General features: G+C 70.5%; 18 protein-coding genes. 12 read left to right on the top strand and 6 right to left on the bottom strand.

The features are described 5' to 3' along the window. The 5 genes from DKG75_RS23755 (at position 1) to DKG75_RS10795 (ending at position 7,010) form a co-directional block, all read left to right on the top strand. Entirely contained in the window at positions 1 to 4,569 is a 4,569-nt protein-coding gene (locus tag DKG75_RS23755) for a cellulose biosynthesis protein BcsC (protein ID WP_109921135.1), read from the top strand. Continuing rightward, a complete protein-coding gene (gene bcsD, locus DKG75_RS10810) occupies positions 4,566 to 5,045 on the top strand; it encodes a cellulose biosynthesis protein BcsD (RefSeq protein ID WP_109921134.1) in 480 nt (159 codons plus the stop codon). The genes DKG75_RS23755 and bcsD overlap by 4 nt, the downstream gene beginning before the upstream one ends. A 4-nt stretch (positions 5,046 to 5,049) precedes the next feature. Continuing rightward, complete coding sequence (locus DKG75_RS10805) at positions 5,050 to 6,081, top strand: family 8 glycosyl hydrolase (RefSeq protein ID WP_109921133.1); 1,032 nt, start codon at positions 5,050 to 5,052, stop codon at positions 6,079 to 6,081. Positions 6,082 to 6,282: 201 nt separating this feature from the next. Continuing rightward, a complete protein-coding gene (tsaA, locus tag DKG75_RS10800; RefSeq protein ID WP_109921705.1) occupies positions 6,283 to 6,774 on the top strand; it encodes a tRNA (N6-threonylcarbamoyladenosine(37)-N6)-methyltransferase TrmO in 492 nt (163 codons plus the stop codon). Positions 6,775 to 6,803: 29 nt separating this feature from the next. Continuing rightward, a complete protein-coding gene (locus DKG75_RS10795; RefSeq protein WP_109921132.1) occupies positions 6,804 to 7,010 on the top strand; it encodes a TOBE domain-containing protein in 207 nt (68 codons plus the stop codon). On the opposite strand, the gene DKG75_RS10790 is transcribed toward DKG75_RS10795, so the two are convergent. From DKG75_RS10790 to DKG75_RS10780, 3 genes are read right to left on the bottom strand one after another with little or no spacing between them, the layout of a single operon-like run. Next, positions 6,965 to 7,771, bottom strand: coding sequence for an ABC transporter ATP-binding protein (locus DKG75_RS10790; RefSeq protein WP_109921131.1), 807 nt, complete (start codon positions 7,769 to 7,771; stop codon positions 6,965 to 6,967). The two genes, DKG75_RS10795 and DKG75_RS10790, sit on opposite strands and share 46 nt — an antisense overlap. A gap of 5 nt (positions 7,772 to 7,776) precedes the next feature. Then, positions 7,777 to 8,775 (bottom strand): FecCD family ABC transporter permease, encoded by a 999-nt coding sequence (locus DKG75_RS10785; RefSeq protein ID WP_109921130.1) that lies wholly within the window; start codon positions 8,773 to 8,775, stop codon positions 7,777 to 7,779. Then, positions 8,775 to 9,812 (bottom strand): ABC transporter substrate-binding protein, encoded by a 1,038-nt coding sequence (locus DKG75_RS10780; RefSeq protein WP_109921129.1) that lies wholly within the window; start codon positions 9,810 to 9,812, stop codon positions 8,775 to 8,777. Before DKG75_RS10780 ends, DKG75_RS10785 begins: the two co-directional genes overlap by 1 nt. 152 nt (positions 9,813 to 9,964) lie before the next feature. On the opposite strand from DKG75_RS10780, the gene DKG75_RS10775 reads away from it, so the two are divergent. Further along, positions 9,965 to 12,055, top strand: coding sequence for a TonB-dependent receptor (locus tag DKG75_RS10775; protein WP_109921704.1), 2,091 nt, complete (start codon positions 9,965 to 9,967; stop codon positions 12,053 to 12,055). Positions 12,056 to 12,065: 10 nt separating this feature from the next. Here DKG75_RS10775 and DKG75_RS10770 read toward each other — a convergent pair whose 3' ends face one another. The 3 genes from DKG75_RS10770 to ubiE form a co-directional block, all read right to left on the bottom strand. After that, positions 12,066 to 13,574 (bottom strand): YifB family Mg chelatase-like AAA ATPase, encoded by a 1,509-nt coding sequence (locus tag DKG75_RS10770; RefSeq protein WP_109921128.1) that lies wholly within the window; start codon positions 13,572 to 13,574, stop codon positions 12,066 to 12,068. An 84-nt stretch (positions 13,575 to 13,658) separates the two neighbouring features. Then, on the bottom strand, positions 13,659 to 15,224 hold the full coding sequence (gene ubiB, locus DKG75_RS10765; RefSeq protein ID WP_109921127.1) for a 2-polyprenylphenol 6-hydroxylase: 1,566 nt from the start codon (positions 15,222 to 15,224) through the stop codon (positions 13,659 to 13,661). 3 nt (positions 15,225 to 15,227) lie between these two features. Next, positions 15,228 to 15,998 carry a bifunctional demethylmenaquinone methyltransferase/2-methoxy-6-polyprenyl-1,4-benzoquinol methylase UbiE gene (ubiE, locus tag DKG75_RS10760; RefSeq protein WP_109921126.1) on the bottom strand — a complete coding sequence of 257 codons (771 nt, stop codon included), beginning with the start codon at positions 15,996 to 15,998 and terminating at the stop codon, positions 15,228 to 15,230. A gap of 47 nt (positions 15,999 to 16,045) precedes the next feature. Between ubiE and mutM the strand changes: the two genes are divergently transcribed. The 6 genes from mutM to dnaA all read left to right on the top strand — a co-directional run bounded on the left by mutM (position 16,046) and on the right by dnaA (position 20,974). Next, entirely contained in the window at positions 16,046 to 16,873 is an 828-nt protein-coding gene (gene mutM / locus DKG75_RS10755; protein WP_109921125.1) for a bifunctional DNA-formamidopyrimidine glycosylase/DNA-(apurinic or apyrimidinic site) lyase, read from the top strand. 8 nt (positions 16,874 to 16,881) lie between these two features. Continuing rightward, complete coding sequence (locus DKG75_RS10750; RefSeq protein ID WP_109921124.1) at positions 16,882 to 17,262, top strand: hypothetical protein; 381 nt, start codon at positions 16,882 to 16,884, stop codon at positions 17,260 to 17,262. Positions 17,263 to 17,309: 47 nt separating this feature from the next. After that, entirely contained in the window at positions 17,310 to 18,086 is a 777-nt protein-coding gene (locus DKG75_RS10745; protein WP_109921123.1) for an enoyl-CoA hydratase, read from the top strand. Between the two features lie 88 nt (positions 18,087 to 18,174). Continuing rightward, positions 18,175 to 18,444: a 30S ribosomal protein S20 gene (rpsT, locus tag DKG75_RS10740; protein WP_109921122.1), complete on the top strand. Its 270-nt coding sequence runs from the start codon at positions 18,175 to 18,177 to the stop codon at positions 18,442 to 18,444. 491 nt (positions 18,445 to 18,935) lie between these two features. Then, a complete protein-coding gene (locus DKG75_RS10735; RefSeq protein WP_109921121.1) occupies positions 18,936 to 19,367 on the top strand; it encodes a rhodanese-like domain-containing protein in 432 nt (143 codons plus the stop codon). Positions 19,368 to 19,474: 107 nt separating this feature from the next. After that, the gene (gene dnaA / locus DKG75_RS10730; protein WP_109921120.1) at positions 19,475 to 20,974 is read left to right on the top strand and encodes a chromosomal replication initiator protein DnaA; all 1,500 of its coding nucleotides are present in this window, start codon (positions 19,475 to 19,477) and stop codon (positions 20,972 to 20,974) included. Positions 20,975 to 21,182 lie beyond the last annotated feature (208 nt).

The following is a 21,182-nucleotide window of genomic DNA, read 5'->3' as shown; positions in this document are numbered from 1 at the left end:
ATGAGGCATGCGGATTGGCGATCCCCGGTTTCCCGCGCGGCCCTGGCGGCCGTGCTCGGGACCTTCGGCCTGTCCGCCGCCGAGGCCCAGCAGGCACCGGCGGGCGGCCCGGCGCCGCAGGCCGTGGCGGGCCAGGGGGCAACGGGCGTCCATGCCCTGCTCGAACAGGCCGTGTTCTGGCACGAGCGCGGCCGCACCGATCTCGCCGCCCAGTCGATGCAGCGGGCCTATGCCATCGCGCCGAACGATCCGGACGTGATCTTCCGTCTCGGGCTTTTCGCCGTGCAGGACGGCAAGACGGCGACGGCGGAAGCCTGGCTTCAGCAGTTGCGCCGGGTCACCGCGCCCGGCGACCAGCGCCTGGCGCGGCTGGAGCAGGCGGCGCGCCAGGGTGCCATTCCGGCCGACGGCATCGCGGCGGCCCGGGCCCTGGCCCAGGCCGGCCGCACGGCCGAGGCGGTGGCCACCTATCGCCGCCTGTTCGGCGCAGCACCGCCGCCGGACAGCTATGCCCTCGAATATTACCAGACCCTGGCCGGCCAGCCGGAAAGCCTGAACGAGGCGCTTGCCGGCCTGGCCCAATTGGCCCAGCGCGACCCCATGGGCCCGGCGGCCGTCGCCTACGGCAAGGCGCTGACCTATAACGAACAGTCGCGCCGCCAGGGCATCGCCCTGCTCGCCGCCCGCGGCGCGGAACCGGACGCCCGCGCCGCCTGGCGCCAGGCCCTGCTGTGGCTGGGGGCGACGGCGGCGGACAAGCCGCTCTACGATGCCTATCTCGCCGCCTATCCGGACGATCAGGCAGTGCTGGCCCGGTTCCGCGAAGGCACCCAGCCCCAGGCGCGGACGGACGGTTTCGCCGCCCTCGACGGCGGCGACAGCCGCCTGGCCGAACAGCGCTTCCGCCAGCGCCTCCAGGAACGGCCGGACGATGCCGAGGCGCTTGGTGGGCTCGGCATCCTGCGCCTGCGCGCCGGCGACCATGCCGGCGCCCGCGACTATCTCGAACGGGCGACCAGGGCCGATCCCGCCCGCCGCGGCCAATGGGCCGAGGCGCTGGCCAGCGCCCGCTTCCTGGGCGAGATGGCGGCGGCGCGCCGGGCGCGCGACGCCGGCCGCCTGCAGGAAGCGGAAACCAAGGCCCGGGCCCTGGCCGGCGGCGCCGGGCAGCGGGGGCGCGACGCCCGCCTGCTGCTGGCCGACATCCTGGTCCGCCGGGGCCAGGCGGCAGCGGCAGAAGCGGAATACCGCGCCGTCCTGGCCGCCGAACCGGCCAACGGCCCCGCCCTGTCCGGCCTTTACGAACTTCTGGTGCGCCAGCGGCGCACGGGCGAGGCGGAAGCCCTGGCCGCCCGCCTGCCGCCCGGCCGGACCCGCAGCCTTGAGGGCCTGCACCGGGCGGAAAGCGATGCCCTGCGCGCCCGCGCCAAGGATTCGCTGGCGGCCGGCGACGTGCTCTCGGCCCGGGCCGACCTCGAAACCGCTCTGGCCGGCGATCCGAACAATGCCTGGCTGCGCCTCGATCTCGCCCGGCTGCTGGCCGGCCAGGGCGAGGGCGAGCGTGCCCGCGCCCTGATCGACGGCATGACCGCGCCCGCCAATGCCGGCGCCGAGGCGCTGCATGCCGGCGCTCTCTTCGCCGGCGAACAGGGCCGCTACGATGTCGCCGCCGCCCTGATCGAGCGGATCCCGGCGCGGGCCCGCACGCCCGAAATGCGCGCCCTGTCCACCCGCTCGGCGACCGAAGCGGCGGTCGGCCGGGCCCGCACCGCGCTGGCCGGCGGCGATGCCGCCGGGGCCCAGGGCATCCTGCGCGGGCTCTATGCCTCGGCCGCATCGCTGTCGATCGCGGAGCGGGGCACGATCGCCGCCGCCCTGGTCGATGCCGGGGATCCGGCCCTGGCCCTGTCCCTCGTCCGCCAGGACCTGGAGGCGGTGCCGAAGCCGCCCGCCGCCCGCTATGCCGGCCACCTGAACATTCTCGCCGGTCTCGGCATGGATGCGGAGGCGCAGAGCTTCCTGGCCCGCCTGGCCCAGGTCCGGGGCGTCGACGGCGGCGAATTGGCCGGCCTCGGCGCCCGCTTCGCCTCCGGCCGCGGCGACCGCCTGCGCGAAGCCGGCCAATATGCCGATGCCTATGACGTCCTGGCCCTGGCGCTGGCCCAGTCGCCGGGGGATATCGGCCTGATCAACGCGCTCGGCCGGCTCTACGACAGCGGCGGCATGCCCGATCAGGCGCTGGCGGCCTTCCGCCGGGCGCTGGCCCTCGACCCCGGCAACCGGGAGGCGACCCGGGGCGCGATCGGTGCCGCCATCGCCGCCGGCGATACGGAGACCGCGGACCGCCTGCTGCGGTCGGCCCTGGCTGGCGCGCCGGGCGATGTCGACCTGCATGTCATGGCCGCCAATCTGGCCCGGGCGCGCGGCGATACCCGCGCCGCGGTCGAGGCGCTGGAAACGGCGCAAAGCCTGCGCGCCCAGCAATTGGGCACGGCCGCGGCCCTGCCGCCGGCCGCTGCCACCACCTTGCCGGGGCGGACGGTGCCGGCCGGCGTGCCGGGCAACCCGTTCCGGCGCTCATCGACCGGCGGCGCGCCGGCGATCTCGACCGCCCTGCCCGAGACGGCGCGCCCCTATGCCGAGGCGCTGCCGGTCCCGCACGACATGGTCCCGCACGACATGGCCCCGCGCGATATGGCCATGCTCTCCGCCGCCTCGGGCGAGACGGCGGGGGATATCTATCTGCCGGGCGGCCGGCCGCTCGAAATCCTGCCCCGGGCCTATGACGCGCCGACGGTGATCACCCCCCGGACGGAGACGCTGCAGCCGCCCGCGACCGTGACCCCGGCAAGGCCGATCCCGATCCCGCCGGCCCCGGTGCTGACGATGCCGCCGACCCCGGTTCCGACCGCCCCCACCCTGGTTACCCCGACCCTGACCGCGCCGGCCCCGGCCCCGGCTGCCCCGGCGCCGGTGCGCTATCCGTCGCCGTCCCGGCCGCGCCCGGCGCTGCCGGTCGGCCCGGCGGTGGCCGACAGCAGCCTGCTGGTGCCGGCGCTGCCGTCCGCGGCCCTGGCGGGGGACCCGATGTCCCAGGAAATCGCCCGCCAGCTGGCCGAGCTGAAGGATCAGGCGGCCGGTTTCGTCCGCGGCGACATTTCGATCCGCAACCGCAGCGGCGACGAGGGCTTGAGCGCCCTGACCGAGGTCGGCGCCAATGTCGGCGTCTCGGTCTCGCCGCTCGGCACCGGCCGGCTGACGGTGACGGCCAATCCGGTCAACGTGAATGCCGGCACGCCCAGCGGCGACGCTTCGCGCCGGTTCGGCGCCAATCCGCTGATCCCGACCACGGTCACCAGCAGCAACTACCAGGAACTGGCGGCGATCGTCCGTGAGAACGACGGCGTCTGGTCGCTGCTGACGCCGGCGCAGCGAACCATCCTCGGCGCGGCCGTCACCACGCCGACGCCGACCCTGCTGGCCGAATTCGTCACCGCCAATCCGGCCCTGGTGGCGGGCCTGCCGACGGAAATCCGCACCAATATCCAGGCTGCGGCGACGGGCACCCTGCTCAGCGCCTTCGTCGGCGCCAATCCGACCATCTGGAACGGCCTGACCGCGGCCCAGCAATCCCTGCTCGGGGCGGCGCTGGCGTCCGACACCTATAGTTTCGACACCACCCGCATGGCGGCGCTGCGCCGTTCGCCCAAGCAGGAAACCTCCGGCGTCGGGCTGAGCGCCGCCTATGAACTCGGCAGCTTCAAGGCGGATGTCGGCACCACCCCGCTCGGCTTCGAGGTGACCAATCTGGTCGGCGGCGTGACCTGGCGGCCGCGGCTGGGCAACGACACCGAATTGTCGGTGACCGGCGAGCGGCGCGCGGTGACCGACAGCATGCTGTCCTATGCCGGCACGGTCGAGCCCTTCTCGGGGCAGAGCTGGGGCGGCGTCACCCGGACCGGCGGCCGGGTCATGCTCTCGACCGACGACGGCGCGGTCGGCCTTTACGGCGGTGGCGGCTATTACCGGCTCGAAGGCGAGAATGTCGCCGACAACAGCCAGATCGAGGCGACGGTCGGGGCCTATTTCCGCCCCTACCGCACCGAGCGGTCCGAGCTGAAGGCGGGCATCAACCTGTCCTATATGGCCTTCGACGAGAATCTCGGCGAATTCTCCTTCGGCCACGGCGGCTATTTCAGCCCGCAGACCTTCTATTCCGTCGCCTTCCCGGTCGAATACACGGGCACCAGCGAAAGCGGGAAATGGAAGTATAATGTCGGCGGCGCGGTCGGCTACCAGAGTTACGACAAGGATGCCGCGCCCTATTTCCCGACCGATCCGGAAATGCAGGCGATCCTCGACCGCGAGTCGGCCAGCGGCCTGATCGCCACGTCCTTCTATCCCGCGAGCAGCGCCAACGGCTTCGGCGCCAGCCTGAAGGGCAGCGTGGACTATAGTTTCGATCGCCTGACCACGGTGGGGGCGGCCGCGTCCTACAACGGCTTCGGCGATTATTCCGAAACCTCGGCCTTGATCTACATGAAGCGTGCGCTGGAGTTGGAACCGTGATTTTGCCCGGCCGTGCCGCCGCCCCTGCCGCCGAAGGGCCCGAAGCGCGCTATCGCGACGCCTTGTTCACCGAAGGCGCGCTCGATCCCTTCTTCGCCGCCCTGGCGGACGAGGTTCTGGTCCTGGCCGGGACCGAGGATGCGGTCGCCTTCATGCGCCAGGTCGGGCGCCGGCTGGCCTCGGTCATGCCGCTCGGCCCCTGCGATACGCTGGAGGCGCTGGAGACGGCGGCCAACCAGGCCCTGCGCGGCCGGCGCTGGGGCTGGGTCCGCCTGGCCGAGGTCGAGGCCGGCATCCGCATTTCCCACGGCGCCCTGCCGGTCGTGGTGACGATCCGCACCCAATCGGCGCTTGCGGCCCTCCTCGAAGGGCTTTACAGCACCTGGATGCACCGGGCGGGCGGGGCCGATCACCTCCAGGCCCGGCATATCGCCCCGGGCGAGGCCGGCACCATCGATCTCCTTTACGGGCGTTGAGCCCATGGCCCGGGTGCTGGCGTTCCTGCTCGGCCTGATGCTGCTGCCGGGCTTGGCCCCGGCGCAGGCGACGGGCATTTCGCCCTGGGACGATTTCAAGGCCCGCTTCCTGGCGGACGACGGCCGGGTGATCGACACCGGCAACGACAATGTCAGCCATTCGGAAGGCCAGGGCTATGCCATGCTGCTGGCCGTGATCGCCGGCGACCGCCCGGCCTTCGACCGGCTGTGGACCTGGACCCAGGCCAACCTCCGGCGCAAGAACGATGCCCTGTTCGTCTGGCGCTACAAGGCGGGCGCCGCCGATCCGGTGGCCGACAAGAACAATGCGACCGACGGCGATATTTTCATCGCCTGGGCCCTGCTGCGGGCGGCCGAACTGTGGCGCGAGCCGGCGTTTGCCGCCGCCGCCGCCGAGATCCGCGCGGCGGTCCGCGACAAGCTGACGGTCGAACAGGGCGGGCGCCTGCTGCTCCTGCCCGGGGTCGAAGGCTTCCGCCGCCCGGCCGGGACCGAGGGGGCGGCGGCAGATTATGTCGTCAACCTGTCCTATCTCGTGCTGCCGGCGTTTCGCGCCTTCGCCGCCGCCGCCCCGGGCGAAGGCTGGGACCGGCTGGCGGCGGACAGTCTCGCCCTGCTGCGCGATGCCCGCTTCGGCCGCTACGGCCTGCCGCCGGACTGGCTGCTGGTGACGGCGGACGGCCGGCTCGCCCCGGCCGGGGGCTGGCCGCCGCGCTTCGGCTTCGATGCCCTGCGCGTGCCGCTCTATCTCGCCTGGGGGCGGGCGGGGGCGGACCAGTTCGATGCCCTGCACCGCTATTTCGCGGCCTTCGCCGCCGGCCTGCCGGCCTGGGTCGACCTCAGCACCGGGGCGGTGGCGGATTTCGCCGGCCGCCGCTCGCTCTATGCCATTGCCGGCCTGGTGCTCGGGGCCCGCAACCCCCTGCTCGAAGTGCCGCGGCCGGACGACGACTATTATACCGCCATCGTCGCCCTGCTGGCCGGCGCGGCCTGGACGGACCTGCAGGCTCCCTGATGCTTGAGCCCTCCTGACGTCGGAGGGTGCCGTATTTCGTGATCCGGGTTCTGCAACTGGCGCTGAACGGGGGCGGCCCGTTCAGCCTTTCGTGCATCGGGGCCTGTTCTGGTGACCGGGCGATTGTCCGCCCGGCGGCGCGGGGCCAGGGTGAGGCGGTTTTCGAGGTCCGGGGGGCAAGGCGCCGGGCGGGGGATGGGCATGGTCAGGTTGAACGAGATCCGCCTCAATGAAGTGGCGGTCGACGCGCCGGCCCCGGTCGATGCCGGGCTGGTCTTCATCGGCCGGATCCGCACGCCCTGGACTTCGCGGCTGGAGTGCCCGCGCCAGGGCCGGGCCGACGGCCCGCTGTGCCGGATCGAGGTGGCGCCGCCCTGGGACGCCGCGCTCGACGGGATCGAGGCCTTCGAGCGGATCGAGGTGCTTTACTGGCTGCACCAGTCGCGCCGCGACCTCGTGCGCCAAAGCCCGGCGGACGACGGCGCGACCAGGGGCACTTTCGCCATCCGCTCTCCCGTCCGGCCCAATCCGATCGGCACGTCGATCGCGAGCCTTGCCGGGCGCGAGGGGTCCGTCCTTCTGGTCCGGGGGCTCGACTGCCTCGACGGCACGCCGCTTCTCGACCTGAAGCCCGACCGGTGTCTGTTCACGCCGATCGCCCCGCCCCAGCCCGGCGATTTCGAGACGGGCTGAGGCGCAACCAAAGCAAACAGGAGACTTGAATGAGAATCAGCGCCCGCAACTTGCTGAAAGGCAAGATCGTCGAGATCGTGAAGGGGGCGACGACGGCCCATGTCCGGCTCGATGTTGCCGGCACCGTCGTCACCGCCTCGATCACCAACCAGGCGGTGGACGAGCTTGGCCTCGTCGTCGGCGCCGAGGCCTACGGCGTGGTCAAGGCCTCGGACGTGATGATCGCCGTCGACTGAGCGGCAAGACACAGCCTGCGCCCGGCGACCTCGACCACCCTGACCGGGGTGCCGTAGAGTTCGCCGAGCGCAGCCTCGCTCAGGACGTCGCCGACCGGGCCCTGGCCGATCAGGCGGCCGTCCCGCAGCAGGGCGGCGCGGTCGGCGACGGCGAAGGCATGGTCGGGGTGATGGGTGGTGAAGACGACCGCCAGCCCGTCGTGCTTCAGCCCGGCGATGACGGCGAGCACCCGTTCCTGGTTGGCGAAATCGAGGCTGGCGGTCGGCTCGTCCAGAAGGATGGCGTCGGCTTCCTGGGCCAGGGCCCGGGCGATCAGCACCAATTGCCGCTCGCCGCCGCTGAGGCCGGTGAAGGCGCGGCCGGCCAGCGCCGCGATGCCCAGCCGTTCGAGCGCCCGGGCGGCCAGCGCCCGGTCGTGCGTGCCCGGATGGCCGAACGGGCCGAGCCGCGCCGTCCGCCCCATCAGCACCATGTCGAGCACGGAAAAGGCGAAGCCGTCCGGGGCGCTTTGGGGCACATGGGCCAGGGCGCGGGCCCGGCGCGCCGGCGGCCAGCCGCGGGCATCCTCGCCGCCGATCAGGACCCGGCCGGCCAGGGGCGGCAGCAGGCCGAGCACGGTCTTCAGCAGGCTGGTCTTGCCGCTGCCGTTCGGCCCCAGCAGGCACAGGACCTCGCCGGCGGCCAGCGACAGGGCGATGCCGGTGCCGACGGCGCGGCCGCCATGGCCGAAGGCGAGGCCGTCGAGGGCGATCAGGGCCATGGGCGTCACGCCTCCGCCGAGCGCGCGGCCAGCAGCCAGACGAAGATCGGCGTGCCGACCAGCGCGGTCAGGATGCCGAGCGGGATCTCGACGTCGGCGGCGCTGCGGGCAAGCGTATCGACGGCGAGAAGGAAGCCCGCCCCGATCGCGGCCGAAGCCGGGCCGAGCCGGGCGAAGCGCGGCCCGACCGCCAGGCGGGCGAGATGGGGCACCACCAGCCCGACCCAGCCGATGATGCCGCTGAAGGCGACCGCCGCCGCGGTCAGCAGGGTGGCGGCGGCGATGACGGCCAGGCGCAGCCGCCCGGTGGCGACGCCGAGCGCCCGCGCCTCGTCCTCGCCCAAGGTCATGACGTCGATGCGCCAATGCAGGACGAGAAGCACGGCCATGCCGGCCAGCGCCGCCGGCAGCAGCAGCAGAACCTCGTCGGCGCGGATCCCGGCAAGGCTGCCCAGCAGCCAGAAGGTGATCGCCGGCAACTGGTTGTAGGGATCGGCCAGCACTTTCAGGATGGACAGGCCGGCGCCGAACAGGGTGCCGATGACGATCCCCGCCAGCACCAGCACCAGCAGGGGATCGCGCGCCGCGACCGCCCGCGCCAGAAGATAGACGAGGCCGACGGCGACGAGCCCCCCGGCGAAGGAAAGCCCCTGGATGCCCGCCGCCGGCAGCGACAGGAAAATGCCGAGCACGGCGCCCAGTGCCGCCCCGGCCGAGACGCCGAGCAGGTCGGGCGAGACCAGCGGGTTGCGGAACAGGCTCTGATAGGCGGCGCCGGCCAGCGACAGGCCGGCGCCGATCAGCAGGGCGGCGGCAATGCGCGGGCCCCGGATGCCCTCGATCACCGAAACGACGGCCGGCGGCGGCGGCGGCCCGTCGCCGAGCCGCCACCACAGCCATTGCAGCATCTCGCCCGGCACCACCGGATAGGCGCCGAAGGCCAGCGCCCCCGCCGCCAGGACGAGCAGGATCACCGGGACCAGGGACCAGGGCAGGGCGCGCATCAGGGCCAGGCGGCGGCGGCGAGCAGCGCGTCCAATTCGGTCTCGCTCGGCGTGCGGTGGTAGAACAGGCGGTGGAAATCCCGCACCTCGGCCCGCAGGTCCTCGGGGAAGAGATCCGGGTGGAACAGGGCGGCCAGCCACAGCACGCCCAGCACCCGGTTCACGGACGGCGGATAATCGACCCAGGGGAAAGGCGATTGGGGCGCCAGCACCGCCCGTCCCACGCCGACGGCGCGCAATTGGCGCCACAGGGGATCGCCGTTCAGGGCGGCATGAAAGGCGGGCTCCATGGCGATGATGATATCGGGGTCGAAGGCCAGCACCTGTTCGAGCGACACGGTGACGAGACTGCCGCCGCCCAGCGCCTCGCCCGCGACATTGCGCCCGCCGGCATAATCGATCGCCTCGACGTTGATCGAGCCCGCCCGCGCCGTCTCCAGGCCCTCGGGCCCGCGGGCGAAATAGACGCGCGGCCGCCGCTCGGGCGGCAGGTCGCGCAGCCGGTCGCGCACGCGGGCAAGGCGGCTCTCGATCCAGGCGGCCCGGATCTCGGCCTCGGCCGCAAGGCCGAGGATCCCGCCCAGCCGGCGGTAGGTGGCGGCCAGCGCGTCGAGCCGGCCGTCGAACAGCAGGACCGGCACGCCGGTCTGCTCCTGCACCCGCGTCGCCAGCGAGACATAGGTGGGGCCGATGCTGCCGACATCGACGATCAGATCGGGCTTCAGCTTCAGGATGGTTTCGAGGTTGGCTTCGTCGCCCTTGCCGGTCAGCCGGCCATAGGCGGGCTTTGCCGCATCCGCCGGCAACAGGGCCAGGCTTTCCGGCGCCAGCGGCCGGGGCCAGCCCAGCAGGCGGTCCGGCGCCAGGGAGTAGAGGATCAGGCCGGCCGGCGGCCCGGCGGCAAAGACGCGGGCGACGGTATCGGGGACGGCAAGGATACGCCCCGTCGCATCCCCCGTATCGCGGGCCACGGCGGGCGGCCCGGCCAGCGCCAGCACCAGCGCCGAGGCGAAACCGAGCAGGCGCAGTATCGTCATTTCGATGATTTCCTTCCCTCCCCACGTGCGGAATGACTTGCGCCACCCGCCCACACGATATATTCGGAAAAACATATCGTCGACCGGATAAGGTCGGGAACGGGCATGGACAGGGGGGAACCGGCATGCGCTATATCCATACGAATATTACGATGGCCGCCTTGGCGGCCGCCCTGGGCGGTGGCACCGCCCTTGCCCAATCCGCCGACGAGCCCGGCCGCGTGTTCGAATTGGGCGAGATCGTCGTGATCGGCGAGGCCCCCGGCGGCCAGACCGCCGGCGAAGCCCCGTCGCAGGACGCGATCGGCGACGAGGAGATCTATCGCTTCAACCGCAATTCGCTGGATGATGCCCTGACCCTGGTCCCGGGCGTCCATGTCGACGGCTTCGGCGGTAGCCGCAACGAGAAGATCGCCTTCGTGCGCGGCTTCGACCTGTTCCAGGTGCCGTTGTCGATCGACGGCGTCCGGGTCTATCTGCCCTATGACAACCGTCTCGACCTCGGCCGCTTCCTCACCCCCGACCTTGCCGAGGTGCAGGTGCAGAAGGGCTATGTCTCGGTGCTGAACGGGCCGGGCGGCATGGGCGGCGCCATCAACCTGGTGACGCGGAAGCCGGCCAAGGATTTCGAGGGCGACGCCCGCTTCGGCATCGAGATGGGCAATACCGGCTCGGTGACCAGTTTCACCAGCGCCGGCTCGATCGGCGTGCTGCGCGAGCGTTTCTATCTCCAGGCCGGCGCCGCCGTGCGCGACAGCGACGGCTGGTACCTGCCCGACTCCTACCGCGCGCCGGCGGTCGGCAACGGCCCGCCGGTCGAGGACGGGGGCCTGCGCGACCATTCGGCGACGGTGGATTGGCGCATGAACCTGAAGGCCGGTTTCACGCCGAATGCGACCGACGAATATTCGCTCAGCTTCACCCATCAGGAAGGCGAGAAGGAAGCGCCGCTGGACGTGACGCAGCGCGTTCGCGGCATCACCCCGACCATCGGCGCCGGCCAGGCCCAGCGCCTGTGGACATGGCCGACCTGGGATTATGAAAGCATCTACTTCCTGTCGCACACGGCGCTCGGCGCCAAGTCCTATGTCGACACCAAGCTGTTCTACAACGAACTCAGCAATCTCCTGAGTTCCTTCGACGACGCCACCTATTCGACCCAGGCCCGCACCGGCAATCCCTTCGCCTTCGACAGCTATTACGACGAATACGGTTACGGCGGCAGCATCGAGGTGGGCACCGAACTGATCGAGCGCAACCTCCTGAAGGCGGCGGTGCACTACCGCCGCGATGCGCATGAGAGCCGCAATATCGACGCGCCGGGCGCTGCCGGCGCCGCCTTCGATCCGACCATCCGGCAGGTCGAGGACGTCTGGTCCTTCGGCCTCGAGAATACCTTCCATGTGACCGACCGGCTCGATTTCGTCGCCGGCCTTTCCTACGACCGGCGCAGCCTCGAGAAGGCCGAGGATTTCAACGGCGTCGGCGTCTTCACCTATCCGCTGACGACGGACGATGCGATCAACTGGCAGGGGGCGCTGCTCTACGATCTCGGCGCCCAGGGCCGGCTGCATGCCAGCGTTTCCAGCCGCACCCGGTTCCCGACCCTGTGGGAGCGTTTCAGCACCCGCTTCAGCACCTCGCAGCCGAATCCGGATCTTCAGGCCGAGCGCGCGACCAATTACGAGATCGGCTGGTCGGGCAGCGTCGGCGGTACCCTCGATGTCGGCGCCTCGATCTTCTACAGCGACGTCGAGGACGTCATCCAGGCGATCGCGCTGACCACGGCGCCAGTGCTGTGGCAGAATCAGAATGTCGGCGACGGCGAATATTACGGCGCCGAACTGAAGCTCGAATGGGCGGCGCTGGAAAGCCTGCGCCTCGGCGCCAACTACACGTTCCTGGAGCGCGAGGTCAACGCGCCCTCGTTCCCCGGGCTGAAGCCGGTGGGCACGCCGCGCCACTATGCCTTCGTCTATGCCGACTGGCAGCCTTGCGAGGAGTTCACCCTGACCCCCAGCGCCGAACTGTCGAGCAGCCGCTATTCGAGCAGCCGCTTCGAGGATGCGGTGTTCCGGCAGGACGGCTTCGCCCTGGTCAATCTCGCCGCCGAATATCGGCTGAACGCCAATGTCAGCCTGCTGGCCGGGGCGCGCAACCTCTTCGATGAAACCTATCAGGTGCAGGAAGGCTATCCCGAGGCCGGGCGCAGCTTCTACATGACCGGCCGCATCAGCTTCTGAGGTCTTTGCCCTAGCCGGCGGGCTCGCGCCGCCGGTACGACAGGGCTTCGGCGACGTCGATGCGGGCGACGCCGGCCCGGCCGGCGAGGTCGGCGACGGTGCGCGCCACCCGCAGCACCCGGTGATAGCCGCGGGCGGACAGGCGCAGGCGCTGGGCCGCCTCGATCAGCAGGGCGCGGCCGGCGGCGTCGGGCGTCGCATGGCGGTCGAGGACCTCGCCCTCCATTTCCGCATTGGTCGCGATCCCGGTGCCGGTGAAGCGGGCGGCCTGGGCGGCGCGGGCCGCCGCCACCCGCGCCGCGACCTCGGCACTGCCCTCCGCCGGCGGCGGCAGGGCGAGGTCGCCGACCGACACCGCCGGCACCTCGACCGCGAGATCGAAACGGTCGAGCAGGGGGCCGGACAGGCGGCTCTGATAGTCGGCGGCGCATTTGGGGGCCTTGGCGCAGGCCAGCCCCGCATCCGCGAGATGGCCGCAGCGGCAGGGGTTCATGGCCGCCACCAGTTGGAAGCGGGCGGGATAGGCGACATGGGCATTGGCGCGGGCGACCACCGCGCGCCCGGTCTCGACCGGCTGGCGCAGCGCGTCCAGGGCGCCGCGCTGGAATTCCGGCAATTCGTCGAGGAAGAGCACGCCGCGATGGGCCAGGCTGACCTCGCCCGGCTTCGCCCGCTGGCCGCCGCCGACCAGGGCGGCTTGGCTGGCCGAATGATGGGGATCGCGAAAGGGCCGGCGGCGGCTGACGGTGCCCCCGGCCAATTGCCCGGCGACCGACTGGATGAGCGAAAGCTCCAGCGCCTCGGCCGGTTCGAGCGGCGGCAGCAGGCCGGGCAGGCGCGCCGCCAGCATCGATTTACCCGAGCCCGGCGGCCCGATCATCAAGAGGTGATGACCGCCGGCGGCCGCGATCTCGAGCGCGCGTTTGGCGCTTTCCTGGCCCTTGACGTCGCGAAGGTCGGGGCCCTGTCCGGCTGCGGCGGGCGGCCGGGCCCGCGGCGGGGCCAGGATCTGGGTGCCCTTGAAATGATTGACCAGGGCGATCAGCGAGGCCGGGGCCAGGATTTCCAGCCCGCCGGCCCAGGCCGCCTCGGGGCCCGAGACTTCGGGGCAGATCAGGCCCCGGTCGTCGCCGGCGGCGAAGACGGCGGCATTCAGCACCCCGGCCACCGGGTTGACCCGCCCGTCCAGCGACAATTCGCCGAGTGCGACATAGCCGTCCAACTCATCGACCGGCAGCACGGCCATGGCCGCCATCAGGCCGAGGGCGATGGCGAGATCGAAATGGCTGCCTTCCTTCGGCAGGTCGGCGGGCGAGAGATTGACCGTGATCCGCTTCGGCGGCAGGCCGAGGCCGATGGCGCCGATCGCCGCCCGCACCCGTTCCCGGCTTTCCGCCACCGCCTTGTCCGGCAGGCCGACGATGGTGAAGGCCGGCAGGCCCGAGGTCAGGGCAACCTCGACATCGACGGGAACGACTTCGATCCCCTCGAAGGCGACGGTGTGGATACGGACAACCATAAGGCCCCGGGCAAGCTGATCTTTCGTCCGCCGAAGGTAGACCGGCGGCCGGGAACAAGGCCAGGGTTGTTTTGTGGCGATGGATCAGTCGAAGACGGCGAGCACGACCACGGCGGCGGCGAGGGCGATCACCGCCCACCACAGGCGGCGCTGGGTGACGGCCTGGCCTTCGGCGATGGCGCGGGCGGTTTCGGGGTGCAGGCGGAGGCCGTTCTCGGTCACCTGGGCGCCCAGCCGGTCGAGCTTGTCGATAAGGCCGGGCAGGCGGCGCATGATGCCGGCGGCGCCTTCCGCCGCATCGAGCAGGCGGTGTTCGGGCGAGAAGGTGGCGACCAGCCATTTCTCGACCACGGGGCGCGAGACTTCCCAGATGTTCATGTCCGGATCGAGGGTGCCGCACACGCCCTCGACCACCACCATGGTCTTCTGCAGCAGGAGCAGGTCCGGCTGGGTTTCCATGGCGAAGGTTTCGGTGACCATGAACAATTGCTGGAGCAGGCGGGCGATCGAAATGTCCCGCGTCGACTTGCCGAGAATGGGTTCGCCGATCGAGCGCAGGGCCTGGGCGAAGAGTTCGACCGATTTCGAGGCAGGCAGGATCCCCGCCTCGGCATGGACCCGGGCGACGCGCAGGTAGTCGGCGGTGATGAAGCCGATCAGGGTTTCCGCCATGAAGCGGCGCATGGCCTTGGACAGCCGGCCCATGATGCCGAAGTCGATGACGACGATCGCCCCGTCTTCCCCGACGAAGAGATTGCCCTGGTGCAGGTCGGCGTGGAAGAAGCCGTGGCCCAGCGCCTGGTCCAGGAAGCTCTGCATCAGCCGTGTCGCCAATGCCTTGGGGTCGTGGCCGGCGGCGACCAGGGCGGCGCGGTCGCCGATCGGCAGGCCCGTCACCCGGTCGACGGTGAGCACCCGGCGCGCGGTGCGGGTCCAGTCGACCGCGGGCGCCCGCACCTTGCCGTCCCCGGGCAGGGAGAGGGCGAGTTCGGACGCCGCCGCCGCCTCGAGCCGGAGATCCATCTCGAGGAAGGAAACTTCGGCCAGCGTGCGCACCACGTCCCGCGGGCGCAGGCGTTTCAGGGGCGGGATGTGCCGGTCGGCAAAGCCGGCGGCCCAGGCCAGCGCATCGAGGTCGCGGCGGAAGGCGGCCTCGATCCCCGGGCGCAGCACCTTGACCGCCACGGCCTTGCCCTCGCGGGTCACGGCGAAATGGACCTGGGCGATGGAGGCGGCGGCGACGGGGACATCGTCGATCGACTGGAACATCTCGCCGAGCGGATGCATCAGTTCGTATTCGATGATGCGTTTCGCCTCCTCGGCCGGGAAGGGCGGGACGCGGTCCTGCAATTGGGCCAGCGCCCGGGCCACCGGCTCGCCCACCAGGTCGGGGCGGGCGGCCAGGCTCTGGCCGAGCTTGATATAGGTCGGGCCCAGGCTGCCGAGGGCCAGCGCCAGGCGTTCCCCCGGGCTCTTGCCCTCCAGTTCCGGGCGGCGGCGGGGCAGCAGCTGGAGCGCCATCAGGCGCCGGCCCAGGCGCGCGAAGGCGGGCAGTTCGGCTTCGATATCGGCGGGGAACAGGGCGTCGTGGACGGCCAGCCGGCGGGCGACCCGGAACAGGCGGAAACCGTGACGCAGGGCTTCGAACATGCCCTAGAGCCGCCAGCCGCTGTGGATGGCGGCCACGCCCCCGGTGAGATTGCGGTATTGCACCTGTTCGAAGCCGGCCTCGCGCAGCATGGCGGCGAACGTATCCTGGTCGGGGAAGCGGCGGATGCTTTCGACCAGATAGCGGTAGGCATCCGCATTGCCGGCGACGAGGCCGCCGATGCGCGGGATGACCTTGAAGGAATAATCCTCGTAGACCCGGTCCATGCCCGGCACCACGACCTTCGAGAATTCGAGGCACATGAAGCGCCCGCCCGGCTTCAGCACCCGGCGCATGTCCTTCAGCGCCACCGGGATGCGGGTGACGTTGCGGATGCCGAAGGCGATGGTCACATAGTCGAAGCTGCGGTCCGCGAAGGGCAGGCGCTCGGCATCGCCCACGGTCCAGTCCAGCGCCAGGCGGCCCTGGTCGAGAGCGCGGTCGCGGCCGACCACGATCATTTCCGCATTGATGTCGGCGACGGTGACATGGGCGCCGTCGCCCGCCTTGTCGAGAAAGCGGAAGGCGATGTCGCCGGTGCCGCCCGCGACGTCCAGCAGGCGGCTGCGCGGGGCGGGGTTCAGCCAGTCGATCATGGCCGTCTTCCACAGCCGGTGGACGCCGCCCGACATGAAATCGTTCATCACGTCGTAGCGCTTGGCGACCGCGTCGAAGACGCCGCGCACGCGGCGCGCCTTGTCCTGCTCGGCGACGGTCTCGAAGCCGAAATGGGTGGTGGAATCGGCCCCGGCGGGGTGCTGGCTGTCCTGGCTCATGGCGCGACACCATAGCGCCCCGCGTGGCGACCCGCTAGGCTTCGCGCATGCCTGAGCTACCTGAAGTCGAAACCGTCTGCCGCGGCCTCGCCCGCGCCCTCGAAGGCCGCCGCCTGAGCCGGGTCGAGCTGCGCCGGCCCGACCTGCGCGTGCCCTTCTCCCCCCGATTCGCCGAGCGCCTGACCGGGCGGCGTATCGTCGCGATCCGCCGGCGGGCGAAATACATGCTGTGGGAAATGGACGACGGCACGGTGCTGATCGGCCATCTCGGCATGTCGGGGCGGATGAACATCGGCGCGGGGGAGCCGGGGCCGGCGGGCCGCCACGACCATGTCCTGTTCGTCACCGAGGACGGGCCCCATGTCGTCTTCAACGACCATCGCCGCTTCGGGCTGATGGTGCTCGACCATGTCGAGACGCTGGCGGCGCATCCGCTGATCGCCGGCATCGGGCCGGAACCGCTCGGCAATGAATTCGACGGGCCGACGCTCAGCCGTGCCCTGGACGGCCGGCGGACGCCGATCAAGGCGGCGCTGCTGGATCAGAAGGTCGTCGCCGGCCTCGGCAATATCTATGTCTCGGAAGCGCTGTTCCGGGCGCAGATCTCGCCCGAGCGGGCGGCGGCGACGGTGGCTGGCGCCCGGGCCGAGCGCCTGGTGCCGGCGATCCGCGACGTCCTGGCCGAGGCGATCGCCGCCGGCGGCTCGACCTTGCGGGACTATGTCCAGGCGGACGGCGAACTCGGCTATTTCCAGCATAATTTCAAGGTCTACGACCGGGCGGACCAGCCCTGCCCGGCTTGCGGCAAGGGCGTGATCCGGCGCATCGTGCAAAGCAACCGTTCGACCTATTTCTGTCCCCGCTGCCAGAAATGACGTCTATCATGCCCGCCATGCGCGGTTTCCTCGCCCTCATCCTGGTGCTTGCCGTCGCCCCGGCCCTGGCGGGGGCGACCCGCTTTCTCACCGGCTCGGAGGATGTCCCCCTGATGGAGGGGCTGACCGAGCGGGGCGAGACTCGGACCGTGTTCGACACCCCGGGCGGGCGCATCGTCGATGTCGAGACCGAAGGCGGCGTCAGCGCCGAGGCGGTGCGCCGCTATTACGAGGCCAGCCTGCCGGCGCTCGGCTGGCGGCGCGATCCGGCCGGGCCGGCGGACGGCACGGCCTGGCGCCGGGCGTCGGAAGTCCTGGTCATCACCATTCGGCCGGGGCATGGGGGCGGCGCAAATGTGCGCTTCAACCTGCGGCCGGTTTCGCTCTAACCTCCCCCCGCTAAACAACCATCAACGGAAACGTACCGGAGTGCGCCATGGCCTATGCCACCATCCTGACCGAGATCCGCGGCGCGGTCGGCCTCATCACCCTGAACCGGCCCCAGGCGCTGAACGCCCTGAATGCCGAACTGCTCGGCGAGCTTTGCAGCGCGCTCGAAGCCTTTGACGGCGACGAGGCGGTCGGCTGCATCGTCGTCACCGGCAGCACCAAGGCGTTCGCCGCCGGCGCCGACATCAAGGAAATGGCGCCCCAGTCCTATATGGATATGTATAAGGCCGATTTCTTCGCCGAGCCGCACGACCGCATCACCGCGATCCGGAAGCCGATTGTCGCCGCGGTCTCGGGCTATGCCCTCGGCGGCGGCTGCGAACTGGCCATGCTGTTCGACTTCATCATCGCCTCCGACACGGCGAAATTCGGCCAGCCCGAGATCAACCTCGGCGTCATTCCCGGCATCGGCGGCTCGCAGCGCCTGACCCGCTTCGTCGGCAAGTCCAAGGCGATGGACATGTGCCTGACCGGCCGCATGATGGATGCCGCCGAGGCCGAGCGCTCGGGCCTCGTCTCGCGCGTGTTCCCGGTGGCCGACCTGCTGGCCGAAGTGCTGAAGATCGCCGATACGATCGCCGAGAAGTCCCAGCCGATCGCCCGCATGGCCAAGCAGGCGGTGAACCGGTCCTACGAGACGACGCTCGCCGAGGGCGTGCTGTTCGAGCGCCGCCTGTTCCATTCGGCCTTCGCCACCGAAGACCAGAAGGAAGGCATGGCCGCCTTCGTCGAGAAGCGGAAGCCGGCGTTCAAGCAGCGCTGAAGCGGCCAGAATCCGCTTTACTCTCCCCGGGGGCGGTGCTAAACGTCCGCCCTCGTTTTCTAGGTTATCCACATCAGGTCTGAACACAATGGCGAACACGGAATCGGCAAAGAAGCGCGTGCGCGTTACCGAACGGCGCACCGCGGTCAACCGCGCCCGCGTCTCGCGCATCCGCACCTTCATCAAGAAGGTCGAGGCGGCGCTTGAGGCTGGCGACGCGGCCGGCGCGAAGGCGGCCTTCGCGGCGGCCGAGCCGGAAATCGCGCGCGGCGTCTCCAAGGGCGTGCTCGAGAAGAACACCGCCTCGCGCAAGATCTCGCGCCTGTCGGCCCGGGTGAAGGCGCTCGGCGCCAACTGAGCGGTCGCCCCCGCCCCAGCGCGGGCGGTCGATCGTCTCTGATCCCGATCGCGACCGGGGCGACCCGGCGTTTGCGGCCCGCTGAACGGCGGGCCGTTCGCGTTTTGGCGCCCCGGCGCCGGCGCTGCGGTACCGGGGTCCGAAGGTCCGCTTTGGAGTCGGAATCTTTGTCGTTCGTGCTTCGGTCCGGTTGCCTCCCCCGGTGACGGTTGATATGGTGATGGTCCTCGCAGGGCTGGCGAGGACGTCAAAGAGCGCAAGTAAAAACACCCGGCTTTCCAGTAAATATGGAGGTCGGGGCAAGTCTTTCTTTCGCTCTTCTGAATTGAATGGCGGGGCAACCGTTGTTGTTTACGGGAATCCGGCTGCGATCCTTTTGCGGGGATCCTTTGCTGGCGGGTTCCTTCGATCTTCTGTTCGGTGTGATCGGTCGATCAGCTGCCGGCAACCGTATCGGGGATTGCGCCGAGTAATGGAGAGGAGTTGGAGTCGTGGCGGATTACGCGGGTGATATCGCGCCTGGTGACGCGTGGCGTATCCTGGCCCAGGACTCCGGCGCCGTACTGGTCGACGTCCGTTCCGAGGCGGAATGGAATTTCGTCGGCCTGCCCGATCTGTCGGCGGTGGGGCGCAAGCCCCTGCTGGTAGCCTGGGCCCATTTCCCCGGCATGGTGGCGAACAAGAATTTCGTGGCCGACGTGAAAGCGGCGCTGGCCCAGGGCGGTTATCGTCCGGGCGCGCCGGTGCTGTTTCTCTGTCGGTCCGGCGTGCGGTCCAAGGCCGCGGCGCAGGCGGTATCGGCGGTCGGCATTGCGCCGGCCTACAATATCACTGGCGGTTTCGAGGGCGATCTCGATACCGGCCGGCAGCGGGGCAAGGTGGGCGGCTGGAAGGTCGCGGGCCTGCCCTGGCAGCAAGGGTGAAGGGAACGGTTCCGACGCCGTGGGCCATGGGCCCCGTCGTGAACGGGCATCAGACCCGAGGAGCGGTTGGTTGCGGCGATCGTAAGTGTCGGGCGGGTTCAGCGGGCATGGTCAACCACCAACAATTCGAGGCGGCCTGGACGGCGGTGAAGAAGCGCCTGCGGCTGGAACTCGGCGACAACACCTTCCAGAGCTGGATCCGTCCGCTCAGCCTGCTCGAACTGCGTGCGCCGGGCACGGTGGTTCTGGGCGTGCCCACCAGCTTCATGCGCGATTACGTGCGCAGCCATTTCGCCGACCGTCTCACCGCCCTCTGGCGGACCGAGGAGCCTGAGGTCGGCCTCGTCGATTTCATGGTGACGCCGCGCATGGCCGCGACCGCCGCCGCCGCGGCGACCGCCGTGCCGGTGCCGCCGCCGGCCGCGGCCAACGGCAGCCTGCCGCTCGCGGCGCGGGCGGCCCTGCCGCTTGCCGGCGCGGCCCGGCCGGCCGCCGCCTATGCCCCGGCGCCGATCGGCGCGACGGCCGCGGTTTCCGCCGCCGTCAGCGTGCCGGCCGCGGCGATCCGCGAGGATGTGGGGGTGGGCGCGCCGCTCGACCCGCGCTTCACCTTCGATAATTTCGTCGTCGGCAAATCCAACGAGCTTGCCCATGCCGCCGCCCGCCGGGTGGCCGAGGGCGAGGCGGTGAAATTCAATCCCCTGTTCCTTTACGGCGGCGTCGGCCTCGGCAAGACCCACCTGATGCATGCGATCGCCTGGGCCCTGCGCGAGAAGGCGCCCGAGAAGAAGGTGATCTATCTCTCGGCCGAGAAATTCATGTATCAGTTCATCCGGGCGCTGCGCTTCAAGGACACGATGGCCTTCAAGGAACAGTTCCGCTCGGTCGATATCCTGATGATCGACGATGTCCAGTTCATCTCGGGCAAGGACAGCACCCAGGAAGAATTCTTCCACACCTTCAATGCCCTGGTCGATCACAACCGCCAGGTGATCATTTCCGCCGACCGCAGCCCGACCGACCTCGAAGGCATCGAGGAGCGGATCCGCTCGCGCCTCGGCTGGGGCCTGGTCGCCGATATCCATCCGACCGACTACGAGCTGCGCCTCGGCATTCTCGAACAGAAGATCGAGGGGCTGGGCCCGATCGACGTGCCGCGCCGGGTGCTGGAATTCCTGGCCCATCGCATCACCTCGAACGTGCGCGAACTCGAAGGGGCGCTGAACCGGGTCGTCGCCTTCGCCGAACTGGTGGGCCGCCCGGTCACCATCGACATGGCGCAGGAAGTGCTGCAGGACTTGCTGCGCGCCAACGACCGCCGGGTGACGATCGAGGAAATCCAGCGGAAGGTCGCCGATTATTACGGCGTCCGCCTGAACGACCTGCTGTCGGCCCGGCGCGCCCGGGTGGTGGCAAGGCCGCGCCAGGTCGCCATGTATCTGGCCAAGCAGCTCACCTCCCGCTCCCTGCCCGAGATCGGGCGGAAATTCGGCGGCCGCGACCATACGACCGTGATCCACGCGGTGCGCAAGATCGAGGAGCTTTGCGCCGCCGACAGCAGCTTCCACGACGATATCGACAGCCTGCGCCGCATGCTGGAAGCCTGATCCGGGCGCGGCGCGAATCACTGTCAAGGCGCGATCGCGCCCGCGGTTCCCGTGCGGTCGCCGGCTGAGGGGAATTTCCCTTTCCGGTCAAGGGGATGGCGCTCGAAAAATAGGGCTGGCGGGCGCTTGCCCATTTGCTACTCTCATTCCCCGTGTCGCCGGTCGGGATGGTCGATCCGCCGGCTCTCGATTTGGCGGTGCGTGGCCG

The organism is Zavarzinia compransoris (assembly GCF_003173055.1).
Classification (GTDB): domain Bacteria; phylum Pseudomonadota; class Alphaproteobacteria; order Zavarziniales; family Zavarziniaceae; genus Zavarzinia; species Zavarzinia compransoris.
Note: the sequence above shows the minus strand (reverse complement) of the source record. Positions and strands in the feature narration are given on the sequence as shown.

Bases quoted from the DNA above. Each gene is read 5' to 3' on its own strand.
- rpsT (WP_109921122.1), top strand. From the start codon at position 18,175: ATGGCGAACACGGAATCGGCAAAGAAGCGCGTGCGCGTTACCGAACGG.
- DKG75_RS10805 (WP_109921133.1), top strand. From the start codon at position 5,050: ATGGCCCGGGTGCTGGCGTTCCTGCTCGGCCTGATGCTGCTGCCGGGC.
- DKG75_RS10775 (WP_109921704.1), top strand. From the start codon at position 9,965: ATGGCCGCCTTGGCGGCCGCCCTGGGCGGTGGCACCGCCCTTGCCCAA.
- DKG75_RS10795 (WP_109921132.1), top strand. From the start codon at position 6,804: ATGAGAATCAGCGCCCGCAACTTGCTGAAAGGCAAGATCGTCGAGATC.
- ubiE (WP_109921126.1), bottom strand. From the start codon at position 15,998: ATGAGCCAGGACAGCCAGCACCCCGCCGGGGCCGATTCCACCACCCAT.
- dnaA (WP_109921120.1), top strand. From the start codon at position 19,475: ATGGTCAACCACCAACAATTCGAGGCGGCCTGGACGGCGGTGAAGAAG.
- DKG75_RS10785 (WP_109921130.1), bottom strand. From the start codon at position 8,775: ATGCGCGCCCTGCCCTGGTCCCTGGTCCCGGTGATCCTGCTCGTCCTG.
- DKG75_RS10790 (WP_109921131.1), bottom strand. From the start codon at position 7,771: ATGGCCCTGATCGCCCTCGACGGCCTCGCCTTCGGCCATGGCGGCCGC.
- DKG75_RS23755 (WP_109921135.1), top strand. From the start codon at position 1: ATGAGGCATGCGGATTGGCGATCCCCGGTTTCCCGCGCGGCCCTGGCG.
- DKG75_RS10745 (WP_109921123.1), top strand. From the start codon at position 17,310: ATGGCCTATGCCACCATCCTGACCGAGATCCGCGGCGCGGTCGGCCTC.
- ubiB (WP_109921127.1), bottom strand. From the start codon at position 15,224: ATGTTCGAAGCCCTGCGTCACGGTTTCCGCCTGTTCCGGGTCGCCCGC.
- DKG75_RS10750 (WP_109921124.1), top strand. From the start codon at position 16,882: ATGCCCGCCATGCGCGGTTTCCTCGCCCTCATCCTGGTGCTTGCCGTC.
- mutM (WP_109921125.1), top strand. From the start codon at position 16,046: ATGCCTGAGCTACCTGAAGTCGAAACCGTCTGCCGCGGCCTCGCCCGC.
- tsaA (WP_109921705.1), top strand. From the start codon at position 6,283: ATGGTCAGGTTGAACGAGATCCGCCTCAATGAAGTGGCGGTCGACGCG.
- DKG75_RS10770 (WP_109921128.1), bottom strand. From the start codon at position 13,574: ATGGTTGTCCGTATCCACACCGTCGCCTTCGAGGGGATCGAAGTCGTT.
- DKG75_RS10780 (WP_109921129.1), bottom strand. From the start codon at position 9,812: ATGACGATACTGCGCCTGCTCGGTTTCGCCTCGGCGCTGGTGCTGGCG.